The 11,978-nt window shown below is 33.5% G+C and carries 12 protein-coding genes, 4 tRNA genes and 1 pseudogene; 9 read left to right on the top strand and 8 right to left on the bottom strand.

Annotated elements, in window-relative coordinates; translation table 11 throughout:
* Positions 1-5 precede the first annotated feature (5 nt).
* Positions 6-428, bottom strand: coding sequence for an SRPBCC family protein (locus tag K5I29_RS09135; RefSeq protein WP_264432691.1), 423 nt, complete (start codon positions 426-428; stop codon positions 6-8).
* A 165-nt stretch (positions 429-593) separates the two neighbouring features.
* On the opposite strand from K5I29_RS09135, the gene K5I29_RS09130 reads away from it, so the two are divergent.
* The gene (locus tag K5I29_RS09130) at positions 594-893 is read left to right on the top strand and encodes a ribosomal maturation YjgA family protein (RefSeq protein WP_264432689.1); all 300 of its coding nucleotides are present in this window, start codon (positions 594-596) and stop codon (positions 891-893) included.
* Position 894: 1 nt separating this feature from the next.
* On the opposite strand, the gene K5I29_RS09125 is transcribed toward K5I29_RS09130, so the two are convergent.
* Both K5I29_RS09125 and K5I29_RS09120 read right to left on the bottom strand, forming a co-directional pair.
* Positions 895-1,350, bottom strand: a complete 456-nt coding sequence (locus K5I29_RS09125; RefSeq protein WP_264432687.1) for a GNAT family N-acetyltransferase — start codon at positions 1,348-1,350, stop codon at positions 895-897.
* 3 nt (positions 1,351-1,353) lie between these two features.
* Positions 1,354-2,585: pseudogene (locus K5I29_RS09120) on the bottom strand (3-deoxy-D-manno-octulosonic acid transferase).
* A gap of 101 nt (positions 2,586-2,686) precedes the next feature.
* On the opposite strand from K5I29_RS09120, the gene K5I29_RS09115 reads away from it, so the two are divergent.
* Both K5I29_RS09115 and galE read left to right on the top strand, forming a co-directional pair.
* Complete coding sequence (locus K5I29_RS09115) at positions 2,687-3,817, top strand: DegT/DnrJ/EryC1/StrS family aminotransferase (RefSeq protein WP_264432685.1); 1,131 nt, start codon at positions 2,687-2,689, stop codon at positions 3,815-3,817.
* Between the two features lie 83 nt (positions 3,818-3,900).
* Positions 3,901-4,917, top strand: coding sequence for a UDP-glucose 4-epimerase GalE (galE, locus tag K5I29_RS09110; RefSeq protein ID WP_264432682.1), 1,017 nt, complete (start codon positions 3,901-3,903; stop codon positions 4,915-4,917).
* Between the two features lie 13 nt (positions 4,918-4,930).
* On the opposite strand, the gene K5I29_RS09105 is transcribed toward galE, so the two are convergent.
* Both K5I29_RS09105 and gpmI read right to left on the bottom strand, forming a co-directional pair.
* A complete protein-coding gene (locus tag K5I29_RS09105) occupies positions 4,931-5,269 on the bottom strand; it encodes a hypothetical protein (protein ID WP_264432679.1) in 339 nt (112 codons plus the stop codon).
* A 3-nt stretch (positions 5,270-5,272) separates the two neighbouring features.
* Positions 5,273-6,796: a 2,3-bisphosphoglycerate-independent phosphoglycerate mutase gene (gene gpmI, locus K5I29_RS09100; RefSeq protein ID WP_264432677.1), complete on the bottom strand. Its 1,524-nt coding sequence runs from the start codon at positions 6,794-6,796 to the stop codon at positions 5,273-5,275.
* Between the two features lie 176 nt (positions 6,797-6,972).
* Between gpmI and K5I29_RS09095 the strand changes: the two genes are divergently transcribed.
* Positions 6,973-7,779, top strand: coding sequence for a murein L,D-transpeptidase catalytic domain family protein (locus K5I29_RS09095; protein ID WP_264432676.1), 807 nt, complete (start codon positions 6,973-6,975; stop codon positions 7,777-7,779).
* Here the strand turns inward: K5I29_RS09095 and K5I29_RS09090 are convergent.
* Positions 7,744-9,330 carry a L,D-transpeptidase family protein gene (locus K5I29_RS09090; protein WP_264432675.1) on the bottom strand — a complete coding sequence of 529 codons (1,587 nt, stop codon included), beginning with the start codon at positions 9,328-9,330 and terminating at the stop codon, positions 7,744-7,746. The two genes, K5I29_RS09095 and K5I29_RS09090, sit on opposite strands and share 36 nt — an antisense overlap.
* 192 nt (positions 9,331-9,522) lie before the next feature.
* On the opposite strand from K5I29_RS09090, the gene K5I29_RS09085 reads away from it, so the two are divergent.
* From K5I29_RS09085 to K5I29_RS09070, 4 genes are all read left to right on the top strand, one after another.
* Positions 9,523-9,598 (top strand) — tRNA-Gly (locus K5I29_RS09085).
* A 34-nt stretch (positions 9,599-9,632) separates the two neighbouring features.
* Positions 9,633-9,708: transfer RNA gene (locus K5I29_RS09080), tRNA-Gly, on the top strand.
* A 34-nt stretch (positions 9,709-9,742) separates the two neighbouring features.
* Positions 9,743-9,818: transfer RNA gene (locus K5I29_RS09075), tRNA-Gly, on the top strand.
* A 34-nt stretch (positions 9,819-9,852) separates the two neighbouring features.
* Positions 9,853-9,925: transfer RNA gene (locus K5I29_RS09070), tRNA-Gly, on the top strand.
* A 35-nt stretch (positions 9,926-9,960) separates the two neighbouring features.
* Here the strand turns inward: K5I29_RS09070 and K5I29_RS09065 are convergent.
* Together K5I29_RS09065 and pepE are read right to left on the bottom strand one after the other, a co-directional pair.
* The gene (locus K5I29_RS09065) at positions 9,961-10,392 is read right to left on the bottom strand and encodes a hypothetical protein (protein ID WP_264432673.1); all 432 of its coding nucleotides are present in this window, start codon (positions 10,390-10,392) and stop codon (positions 9,961-9,963) included.
* 39 nt (positions 10,393-10,431) lie between these two features.
* On the bottom strand, positions 10,432-11,139 hold the full coding sequence (gene pepE / locus K5I29_RS09060) for a dipeptidase PepE (protein ID WP_264432672.1): 708 nt from the start codon (positions 11,137-11,139) through the stop codon (positions 10,432-10,434).
* Between the two features lie 102 nt (positions 11,140-11,241).
* On the opposite strand from pepE, the gene K5I29_RS09055 reads away from it, so the two are divergent.
* Positions 11,242-11,949 carry a hypothetical protein gene (locus K5I29_RS09055; RefSeq protein WP_264432671.1) on the top strand — a complete coding sequence of 236 codons (708 nt, stop codon included), beginning with the start codon at positions 11,242-11,244 and terminating at the stop codon, positions 11,947-11,949.
* Positions 11,950-11,978 lie beyond the last annotated feature (29 nt).

Below are 11,978 nucleotides of genomic sequence, written 5' to 3'. Positions count from 1 at the left end.
AGGTTTTAGCCTACTGTTTCGTCAACATATTCGTGTAAATTTTTAAATATTTCTGTCCATCCTTTTTCAAAGCTTTCTCTTGTAAAATCGGGCTTGTCCTGCGGAAAACTTTCTACCCCCGAGTGTGTTAAAACTACTTTTGTAGAATACTCGTTAATATAAAGTAGTTCAATTGTTAAAAACGATTCTCCTGGATAATCAGGGTACAACCATTTATATTCAATTAAATGATGCGGCACTACTTTTGTAACTACCCAACGATGCAGGTAATCACAGCTAGTAAAGTGAATTTGAAACCCTTCTTCGGCATCAAATTTAGGTACGTCAAAATACCATTGAGCCATTTCGTCAGGGTTTGTAAGAGCGCTCCAAACTTTTTCGATAGATGCATTAATTGTGTCTTCAATTTTTATTGGATCTGCTAACATATTTTTATTGTTTTATTTGGTCTAATATAGCAATAAATGTATTACTTTGAAAATGAATTACAATTATTGAAAGATTAAATTTAGTATAATTTATAAATGATTACTTTTCGTTTAAAATACTTTTCGTTTGCTTTTTTGCTCTTGCTTGTCGAGCTCTTTATAGCGTTGTTTGTTCAAGACAAATGGTTAAGGCCTTATGGAGGCGATGTTATTGCTATTGTTTTTGTGTATTATTTATTACGCAGTTTTTTAAACATAGCAAGTAATAAATTAGCATTTGCTGCTTTGGCTGTTGGTTTTATGATTGAGCTTGCCCAATATTTTAATATTGTACAGCTTTTACAAATACAACATATTAAATGGTTACGAATTTTAATAGGAAATTCTTTTTCTTGGGCTGATTTACTTTGTTATGTTTTGGGTTATTTACTAATTAGATATGTAATACCGCAACGCTATAAATAAATTAAGCGTTTGGGTTTTTCCAGATCATTAAGTTTCTGTGATGCGTTTTAAAATCTAATTTTTTATACAATTCAATAGCACGTTCATTGTGCAATTCAACTTCTAAATATAAAATTTTAAAATCTTTTTTCTGAGCAAATTCTTGCGCAAAGGTTACGGCTAATTTACCTAAACCTTTGCCCTGAAAGTTAGCATCAATATAAAGCTCGTCTAAAAAAGCAATTAATCCACCAAATTCAAAGCTAAATAAATAATTTAACAGCACGTAACCGGCAGGTTGGTTATTGTGTAGTATTAAAAAGCATTGCCCTAAGTTGGGGTTAGAAATAAAAGTTTTAAAATTATTTTCTGTAACCTTATTGTTTATCGGATAGCCATCAATGGCATAAAAATCTGTCATAAACTTTACTAAGGTAGAAATGTCTTTGGTTTCAATTGCTTTAAATTCGGTTTTCATACATTAATTGTGTTTAAGATATTGTATAATTTTAGCAGTTGCATCTTTATTACTTGCTACAAAGTTACCGGCTATTTTTCCGGTTTGCTGTCTAAAATTAACATCGTTTATTAATTGGTTTAAAATAATGTGCAATTCATCTTCGTTATTGGCAACCAAACAACCTTTTATTTGAGTAAGCGCAATGGCTTCGTCAAACTTTTTAAATTTAGGACCAATAATAACCGGAATGCCAAAGGTTGCAGGTTCTAAAATGTTATGAATGCCTTTTTCAAATCCGCCTCCAACATAAGCAATATCTGCATAGCTGTAAATTTTGGTTAAAATTCCTACTGCATCAACAAGCATTACTTTATAATCTGATAAATCTTTTCCGTTTCTTTCGCTGTATAAAACCGTAGGTTGGGTTAGCTTATTGCTTAAGTTGGCAATTTGTTCGGGTTTTATATTATGAGGCGCAAACAAAAATTTTGCATCACCCGTATATTTATTTATAAAGTTTGCTAAATAATCTTCATCAACTGGCCATGAACTACCAATAACAACCAAAGGATTGTTTTGTTTAAAAGATGCCATAAAAGGCAAGTTATTATCACGTTCTAATATTTGCAATACGCGGTCAAATCGTGTATCTCCAGTAACGGTTACATTTGTAAAACCAATGCTTTGTAAAAGTTTTTCGGACGCTTCATTCTGAACAAAAAAATATCGAAAAGCCTGTAAAGCTTTGCGGTAAAAACCACCGTACCATTTAAAAAAATCTGTTCGGGTCTAAAAATACCAGATATTAAATAGGTTGGAATTTGTTGCTTGCGTAACTGATTTAAATAATTGGGCCAAAACTCGTATTTTACAAAAACGACAAAATCCGGATGAACTGCTTTTAAAAAAGCTTTTACGTTGCTTTTGGTATCTAAAGGTAAATAAACCGTAGCATCAGCTAACGTATTATTCTTTTTTATTTCGTAGCCAGAAGGCGAAAAAAAGCTAACTACAATTTTATGCGTTGGATATTCTGTTTTTACAGTCTCAATCACCGGAATTCCTTGTTCATATTCTCCTAATGATGCTGCATGAAACCAAATAGTTTTATCGGTAGGTGCAATGTTTTGTTTTAAAACGGCCAAAGTTTGTTTACGTCCGTTTACAAACAATTGCATCTTTTTAGAAAAAAAAGGTGTTAATTTAATAAACAAGCTCGCTGTATAAATGAGAAAATTGTAAATAACCGGCATAAAATATTTTTTAAATTACAAAATTACATAATTTTCTTTCGTTATTTTTAAGAGTTTCCATTTGATTTATTTGTAATTTAGCACCGTTAATTTTTTAGCAAATGAAAAAACTACAAATGGTTGACTTAAAGAGTCAATATGATCAAATAAAAGATACGGTTAATCAATCTATTCAAGAAATTTTAGATACAACGGCTTATATAAACGGTCCGCAAGTACATCAATTTCAAAAAGAATTAGAAACCTATTTAGGTGCGAAACACGTAATTCCTTGTGCAAACGGAACCGATGCGTTACAAATTGCTATGATGGGATTAGGTTTACAACCCGGTGATGAAGTAATTACTGCCGATTTTACTTTTGCTGCAACGGTTGAGGTAATTGGTTTATTACAACTTACTCCAGTTTTGGTTGATGTTTATCCTGATACGATGAATATTAATATCGAAGCTATAGAAAAAGCAATTACGCCAAAAACAAAAGCTATTGTTCCGGTACATTTATTTGGCCGTGCAGCTAATATGGATGCAATTATGGCTTTGGCTAAAAAACATAATTTGTATGTAATTGAAGATAATGCACAAGCAATTGGAGCAAATTACACCCAAGCAGACGGTACAAAACATAAAGTTGGTACCATTGGGCATGTTGGTGCAACATCTTTCTTCCCTTCTAAAAACTTAGGTTGTTATGGTGATGGTGGAGCAATTTTTACAAATGATGACAAGCTAGCGCATATTATTCGTGGAATTGTAAATCACGGTATGTACGAGCGTTATCACCACGATGTAATTGGGGTAAATTCGCGTTTAGATTCAATTCAAGCTGCGGTTTTAAATGCAAAATTACCGTTGTTGAATGATTACAATGCAGCACGTCGCTTAGCAGCTAAAAAGTACAACGATGCATTTGCAGGTTGCGAACATATTATTACACCAAGTTTTGATGAAGCTGGTGACGACCACGTTTTTCACCAATATGTAATTCGAATTACAAACGGAAAACGCAACGAGCTTTTAGCACATTTACAAGGTTTACAAATTCCTTGTGCTATTTATTATCCAATTCCTTTGCACTCGCAAAAAGCTTATGCTGATGCGCGTTATAATGAAGCTGATTTTCCGGTTACCAATCAATTGGTGAAAGAAGTTATTGCTTTACCAATGCATACGGAGTTAGAAGACGATCAAATAGCTTATATAACTTCTACAATTTTAGAATTTTTAAAATAATAAAAAGTCAGCATTTGCTGACTTTTTTGTTTGTTACCTATAATATTGTGCTTACTTTAGGGTTTTAGTAATAAACCATTTTTATGCAAATATTAGTTACCGGTGGGTTAGGTTTTATTGGCTCGCATACGGTTGTTGAACTTCAGAACAAAGGCTTCGATGTTGTAGTTATTGATAACCTTTCCAACGCATCTATTCATGTTTTAGACGGAATTACTGCCATAACAGGCAAAAAGCCTGAATTTTACAATATTGATTTACGCGACAAAGATTTAGTTTTTGACTTTTTTAATCAAAATCCAGATATTGAGGGGGTTATTCATTTTGCAGCTTCTAAGGCGGTTGGCGAAAGTGTTAAGAATCCGTTGTTGTATTATGAAAATAATTTAAACAGCTTGGTTTACTTGTTGCAAAATTTGCAAGATAAGGCTCGTGCCAATTTTATTTTTAGTTCTTCTTGTACCGTTTACGGGCAAGCGGCACAAATGCCAATTACTGAAAATGCACCTATTCAACCTGCATTATCCCCGTACGGAAATACCAAACAAATAGGAGAAGAAATTATTACTGATACAGCCAATGTAACCAACATTCATGCAATTTTATTGCGTTATTTTAATCCAATAGGTTCACATCCTTCGGTTCAAATTGGTGAATTGCCAAACGGTGTGCCACAAAATTTAGTACCGTTTATTACGCAAACGGCTATCGGATTGCGTGAGCAACTTTCTGTTTACGGTGATGATTACGATACCGCAGATGGAACTTGTATTCGCGATTATATTCATGTAGTAGATTTAGCTAAAGCGCATGTTGTTGCTTTAGAGCGTTTGGTTCATAAAAAAAATACAGAAAAAGTGGAGATTTTTAATGTAGGAACCGGAACCGGATCTTCGGTTTTAGAAGTTATTTCGGCTTTTGAAGAGGTTTCTGGTAAAAAGCTAAACTATAAAATTGTTGAACGCCGTGAAGGCGATGTAACCGAAGCTTATGCAAATACAGATAAAGTACATTCTGTTTTAGGATGGAAAGCAGAAAGCACGTTAAAACAAGCGATGGAAAGTGCTTGGTTGTGGGAACAAAAAATTCGATCAAAATAAAAAAAGCCTAGATTTATTCTAGGCTTTCTAATGCGGTTAAATAATCATCTAAACAAGGTTGTACTAAAGCATTTACCTTTGTTTGTACCTCCAAATTGTTTGGCGATGAGATTTGAGCTTTTTCTTCATCAGTTAATGCTGGTAAAACGGTTCTAATTACGCAGCTGCAGTAATTCGCCGCTAAATCTTCGTTGTATAAATCGCCGCCTGAATTTTGAATGGCTTGCATGCAACCCCCGTAAAATTCAGATTCAAACTGATTTTTATCTGTTGTAATTGCTGGCTTTGTTTCTTTTTTACATGCGCTCATTGCAACAAGTAAAAAAGTACCAGCCCAAAATGCTTTTTTCATACCTTATTTTATTAGTAACGATTTCTGTGTCATTTCTTCGGGCTGTTTAATTCCCATTAAATCTAAAATGGTTGGTGCAATATTTCCAAGAACACCGTTTTTAATAGCAATTTGCGCATCGTCTACCAAAATAAAAGGTACCGGATTGGTAGTATGTGCTGTATTTGGAGTTCCATCTGGGTTTATCATGGTTTCGCAATTGCCATGATCTGCAATTACTAAAGTACTGTAATTATGTGCTAAAGCGGTTGTAATTACTTTTTCTACACATTTATCAACAACTTCACATGCTTTAATTGCAGCTTCCATGCTTCCGGTATGGCCAACCATATCGCCGTTGGCAAAATTTAAACAAATAAAATCGGCCGATTCTTTTTCTAATTCTGTAACTAAAGCTTCTGTTAAATCGTACGCGCTCATTTCAGGTTTTAAATCGTACGTCGCAACTTTGGGAGACGGGCATAAAATGCGGCTTTCTCCTTCAAAAGCTTCTTCTTGTCCGCCAGAAAAGAAAAAGGTTACGTGCGGGTATTTTTCTGTTTCGGCAATTCGAATCTGTTTTTTACCCGCATCTGCGATTACCTCACCTAAGGTTTTGGTAATATTATCTTTGTTATAAACAACTTTTATGTTATTATAATTTTCGTCGTAATTGGTTAAGGTAACAAAATAAAGCGGAATGGTGTGCATGCCAAATTCAGGCTTATCATCTTGCGTTAAAACCTCGGTTAATTGTCTGCCGCGATCGGTTCTGAAGTTAAAAAATAAAACTACATCATCTTCTTTTATTGTAGCAATCGGAACAAGCTGTTCGTCGGTTAAAATAATAGGTTCAATAAATTCATCCGTAATATTTTGTTCGTAGCTGTCTTTAATGCTTTTAACCGCATCGGTGCTAAAATTACCTATGCTGTTTACTAAGGCATCGTATGCTTTTTTAACACGTTCCCAACGTTTGTCACGGTCCATAGCGTAATAACGTCCGGTAACGGTAGCTAATTTTCCGGTTGATTTTTGGGTGTAATTAATTAAGTTCTCTATGTGTTGTGCGCCCGATTTTGGATCAACATCACGTCCGTCTGTAAAAGCATGAATAAAAACATTGTTTAATTCACTTGCTTTTGCAGCATCTAATAATCCGTATAAGTGATTGATGTGCGAATGTACGCCGCCGTCTGAAACTAAACCTAAAATATGAACCGCTTTGTTATTAGCTTTGGCGTAGTTAAATGCTTTTTGAATTTCGGGTTCGTTAGCCAATGTTCCGTTTGCAACCGCAATGTTTATTTTGGCTAAATCTTGGTAAACAATTCTACCAGCACCTAAATTCATATGTCCAACTTCAGAATTTCCCATTTGTCCTTCGGGTAAACCTACATGTAAACCATCGGTTCTAAGTTGTGCGTTTGGATATTTTGTGTATAAATGATCGATGAAAGGGGTTTTAGCTTGATCAACCGCCGAAACTTTTGGATCTGGCGATTTTCCCCAGCCATCTAAAATCATTAATAGTACTTTTTTATTCATGATAATCTGTTGTATTGTTAACACAAAATTACATTAATTTAATCAAATTAATTTTTATATTCGTGTAATATTTTCATAAATAGCACGTTGTAAATTCTGATTGAATTGTTTTTTTGTAGATTTATCACCGTTTTATTTAAATATTTGTTAGTAATTGTTCGATTTTTGATGTTATAATGAAAAAGCCATTCCCCGTTTTCCCTTTGTTTTTATTTGTTTTATTGATTTGCTTTAGCTTTACATCAAATTACTTTTCGAACGCAATCGATGCAACATTTGCTACAAGTAAAAAAGCAGAAGCTATAGCTAAACCACAAACTTTTGTAGCCGATGCGCCAATATCAATTGTAGATTACGCTTCAGAAAATGCTTATGACAGCATTGCTTTTGAACCCGATAATAAACCCAGCTTATTGTGCTTTAACAAGGCGTTTACTGCCTATAAAAAGTTAGTGCAAAAAGATGCAGTAGCTAATCCTATTTTAACCATTGTCGATTTATCTTTATCATCTAACCAAAAAAGAATGTGGGTGATTGATATGGAAATTTTTGAGGTTGTTATGCACTTGTTGGTTTCGCACGGAATGAATAGCGGCGATGAATTTGCTACCAAATTTTCTAACAAAACCAATTCTTTTCAGAGCAGTTTAGGCGCATTTTTAACGGGCGAAATTTATGAGGGTAAAAACGGAACTTCTATGCGTTTAGATGGCTTAAACCCTAAGTTGAATGGTTTAGCGCGTCAGCGTGGTATTGTTGTACATGGTGCCGATTATGTTTCGCCCAACTTTATTGCAAATAATGGTAGGTTAGGGCGAAGCCAAGGTTGCCCAGCTGTAGAAACTGAAATTAATTTAGAATTAATTAAAAAAATTCAGAGTCAGTCGGTATTTTTTATTTACCACAATTCGTTAGAAACGCTTACTGCTGCACAGCATTTAAATACATTAAATTTGCAAGGCTTGGTAAAGGGCTATATCTAAATTGTAAATATCTTCGTTAAATTGTATTTCGTTATTTTCGTTTAAAGAAACCGTCCAATAAAATTGATGCACATATATCGGGTTTTTAACTCGAATACTTTTTGTTTTTCCTTCAGCAATGAGTTCGTCCATTTTTGCTTTGGTCATGTTTTTGTTACCATCAACTTCAAAAATTATTGTTGCTAAATCAAAAGGTTCATTAACACGAATACATCCTGAACTTAAATCTCTGCCATCGCGTCCAAATCCACTTTTATGATTTGTATCGTGTAAATAAACGGCATGGTTATTAGGAAAGTTAAATTTAATTAATCCTAAAGAATTGTGACTGCCCGGATCTTGTACATAACGGTACTGCGAAGCATGTTTTGGATTCCAATCTTCCGGATCAACTACAGCACCATCTTTATAAATTTTAATCTTATTTCGACTAAAATAACTTAAATCTTTACTTGCAGCTGGGGTTAAATCTTTCTTTAAAATTGTTGGTGGTACTGTCCAAGTTGGATTAAAAACAATATCACTGAATTTTGATGATAAAATAGCTGTTTTTCTCGCTTCTTTTCCTACAATAATTTTTTTGGTAACAACGGTATCTCCGTCTTGAACAAACCACAATCTAAATTCTGGTATATTTACCATAACGTAATTGGTGCCTAAGCTATCTGGGTACCATCTAAAACGTTCTAAATTGGCAATAATTTGCTTTTTGCGATAATCTTTATTGTGATTTAGTGCTTTTATGGTACTGCTACCAATAATGCCGTCTGGTGTAAGATTATGTGTTTTTTGAAAAGCTTTAACTGCATCTTCTAAATCAGTTGTATAAACAGCTGATAAGGAATCTGAGTTTTGATAAAAATTTAAATAAGCCAATCTGTTTTTAATAGCCAAAATTGCTGAGGTAGAATCTTCTAATACGATTTTTTTATCTGCTACAATTTTTTGATTTATGGCTTTTGTTGTATCTGTATTCTGGTTTTTGTACGCTTTTAGACTTTCGCGTAAACGAGCATAAATTCTGTTTTTAGGGCGTAAGCTATCTAAAACAAAAGCAATTTTTTGTTTTTTTAATGCCTGATTTAGCAATTTATCTGCTTGGGTATTGGTCTGTTTTATTTCCCAATCGCTATAAAACGTATTTGGGTTTATTTTGCCATTATGTAAATGATTGGCAGCTTTTATAAAGCCAGCAGTTAATTGGGCATCTAAATCCATTAATTCAGCTTCGCTTAAAGAATCAAAAGGTTTTTGAACAGACTGAATTATTTCTAAATTATAATCTATCGGGTTTAAACCATCTTCGTCCAATTGTTTTACAAAGTCAATAAAAGCTTTACGATTGTTTTTTTCAAACCAAACCGTTTTAAAGTTGTTGTTTTTATAAAAATCGAAAACCGTTGGGTATTTTGTTTTTAGTTGCGTAGAATCAAGTGCAACTGGACTTTCTGTCTTAAAAATTTCTGTAATTAGCTCGATTGGGCTTTTTATTTCCTTTTTACACGAAACAAAACCTAAAAGTACAAGTAAGGCTATAAAACTTTTCTTCATATTCATTACATTTTCCTTAATATACAAACCTTTGTTACCTTAAATTAGTATGTTTTTAGTAGAAATAAAAATTTTTATTTGGTAATTTATTGATTTTTAACTCAGTACTTTTAATATTTACTTTTTACTAAAAAAAATCATTTTAAAATTTGCTTTTATGGGTGAAGTAGCTATATATTTGCACTCACATTAGCAGAAGTAGCTCAGTTGGTAGAGCTCCTGCCTTCCAAGCAGGTTGTCGCGAGTTCGAGCCTCGTCTTCTGCTCCAAAACTTGATAGAAGTTTTCAAAGACTATTATTTTGCAGAAGTAGCTCAGTTGGTAGAGCTCCTGCCTTCCAAGCAGGTTGTCGCGAGTTCGAGCCTCGTCTTCTGCTCCAAAACTTGATAGAAGTTTTCAAAGACTATTATTTTGCAGAAGTAGCTCAGTTGGTAGAGCTCCTGCCTTCCAAGCAGGTTGTCGCGAGTTCGAGCCTCGTCTTCTGCTCCAAAACTTGATAGAAGTTTTCAAAGACTATTATTTTGCAGAAGTAGCTCAGTTGGTAGAGCTCCTGCCTTCCAAGCAGGTTGTCGCGAGTTCGAGCCTCGTCTTCTGCTCAAAAAAAACTCCTTAGTTTAACTAAGGAGTTTTTTTATTTTATATGTATTGTAAAGGCATCATTTTTAGAATTGTTTTGCATGAATTTTGCAATTACTAGCGGTAGGGCTATAACCATAAAAATTAGTAAATAATAAATATCTACTGCAAAAACAAAATAGCAAGTTAAAATAACAGCAATAAATACTAGCACAAACACCATATATAGGTTGTAAATTTTATTTGCACGAGTTGTAGTTATTTCAACGGTTTTTTCGGGTTCGTTATTGCTCAAGTTTACAATAGCATTCTTTTCAACCGAATCATTTTTTATCACTACCGAATAGTTTTTTAAACCTGTTGCTTTGTAAACAAAGCTATTGTGGTTAAAAGAAAGCGTTGTAATGTTTTGTTCATCAACAAAAACATCAAAAAAAATGCCATTGTTTTCTTTTTCGTTAATCTTAAAATGTATTTTTCCTTCCATAATATTCTCGTTTATTAGATTAACTGTTTGTTTGCTTGTTTATTTTAAAAATGATAAATCAGCATTTGTAGGCCATTCTTCTGGAGTCGTATTTTTTCTAAAAATACGTGCAGTTAATTCTCCTTTTAATGTAATAGTTTCGTCAACAACTTCTAACCAGCTGCCTTCTCGTAAACCTACAACCGGTTGAGGATTTATAGTATGAAATTCCTGAATTCTAGTTTCGCGAGTTTCACCCATATGCGTTGAATCAGCAATAGGATCTAAATAATGCGGATTTAGGTTAAAAGGTACTAAAGCTAAGGTTTGAAAACTAGGTGGGTAAATAATTGGCATATCATTAGTTGTGCCCATAGTTAGCCCACAAATATTACTTCCGGCTGAGGTTCCTAAATATGGAGTTCCGCTTTTTACCACCTTTTCTATGGCTTGCATTAATTTATATTGATAAAGTTTACTAACCAATAAAAAGGTATTTCCGCCACCAGTAAAAATAGCTTCAGCTTGTTCAATTCCATCTGCAGGATTATCAAATGTATGTACGCCGATAACTTTTTTACCAATCTTTTCAAAGGCTTGCGCCGCTTTTGCTGTATATGCATCTAAAGAAATGCCGTCAGGTTGCGCGTACGGAACAAAAGTTATGGTTTTTACATCTTTAAAAAACTCAGAAAGCGTAGGTAATAAATATTCTAAATACGAGCCGTTGTATAAAGTTGAGGTGCTCGCAATGATCATTTTTTTCATAATTCAAAATTAAATTAATGCTAGTTATTTAACTAAATATTATGATGCTGCTTGTTTTATGCGTTTTTTTATTGTCTATTTTAGATAGATTAAAACAAAACAATGAAATTTTATTTTTCGCTATTTATATTCTTTTTTTGCCTTGCAACTACTTTTGCCCAAAAACAATTGCAATTAATGGGTAAAGTTACTGCCGAACAAGACGATTTAAGCAACATCACTATTTTTAATAAAACTCAAAAATATGAAAAAGTTACATCTCCTGGGGGGTATTTTTCATTAAAGGTTGATTTGAATGATAGCTTAATTTTTAAGTCAGAATTTTTGTACGATTATGTGCACGTGGTTTCTGATCAAGATTTTGAAACTGATTTGCTACAGATTCGGATGATAAAGTTCGCGAACATGTTAAAAGAAGTGCAAATTTATAAAGCTTTAGATCCGGTTGAATTTGGTGTGCTTGCCCAACCGGCCAAACAATACACGGTGGCCGAACGTCGCCTAAAATCGGCAAGCAATGGCCCGGTAGATTTTTTAGCAAATTCATTAAACGGCGAACGTAAAATGTACAAAACCTTGATTGGGTTAGAAAAGCAAGCAAGCGTAGAAAATAAATTACTTACTTTATATGGACGAAGCGAATTAATAACCGATTTTAATTTGCCCGAAATGTATTTAGAAAGTTTTTCGCAATTTGCTTGCCGGTACAATAATGTTTTAGATGCTGTAAAAAGTAACGATAAGAATGTACTTCGATTTATTTTGATTGATATTGCGCGCGCCTATAAAAACGATTTTAACGTAAAATAAATTTAAATTTTGTAAGTTATTACTAGCAA

Source organism: Flavobacterium agricola (genome assembly GCF_025919725.1).
In the GTDB taxonomy this organism is placed as follows: Bacteria; Bacteroidota; Bacteroidia; order Flavobacteriales; family Flavobacteriaceae; genus Flavobacterium; species Flavobacterium agricola.
This window is presented reverse-complemented; position numbering and strand designations above follow the sequence as displayed.

Bases quoted from the DNA above. Each gene is read 5' to 3' on its own strand.
- K5I29_RS09135 (WP_264432691.1), bottom strand. From the start codon at position 428: ATGTTAGCAGATCCAATAAAAATTGAAGACACAATTAATGCATCTATC.
- K5I29_RS09125 (WP_264432687.1), bottom strand. From the start codon at position 1,350: ATGAAAACCGAATTTAAAGCAATTGAAACCAAAGACATTTCTACCTTA.
- K5I29_RS09115 (WP_264432685.1), top strand. From the start codon at position 2,687: ATGAAAAAACTACAAATGGTTGACTTAAAGAGTCAATATGATCAAATA.
- galE (WP_264432682.1), top strand. From the start codon at position 3,901: ATGCAAATATTAGTTACCGGTGGGTTAGGTTTTATTGGCTCGCATACG.
- K5I29_RS09105 (WP_264432679.1), bottom strand. From the start codon at position 5,269: ATGAAAAAAGCATTTTGGGCTGGTACTTTTTTACTTGTTGCAATGAGC.
- gpmI (WP_264432677.1), bottom strand. From the start codon at position 6,796: ATGAATAAAAAAGTACTATTAATGATTTTAGATGGCTGGGGAAAATCG.
- K5I29_RS09095 (WP_264432676.1), top strand. From the start codon at position 6,973: ATGAAAAAGCCATTCCCCGTTTTCCCTTTGTTTTTATTTGTTTTATTG.
- K5I29_RS09090 (WP_264432675.1), bottom strand. From the start codon at position 9,330: ATGAAGAAAAGTTTTATAGCCTTACTTGTACTTTTAGGTTTTGTTTCG.
- K5I29_RS09065 (WP_264432673.1), bottom strand. From the start codon at position 10,392: ATGGAAGGAAAAATACATTTTAAGATTAACGAAAAAGAAAACAATGGC.
- pepE (WP_264432672.1), bottom strand. From the start codon at position 11,139: ATGAAAAAAATGATCATTGCGAGCACCTCAACTTTATACAACGGCTCG.
- K5I29_RS09055 (WP_264432671.1), top strand. From the start codon at position 11,242: ATGAAATTTTATTTTTCGCTATTTATATTCTTTTTTTGCCTTGCAACT.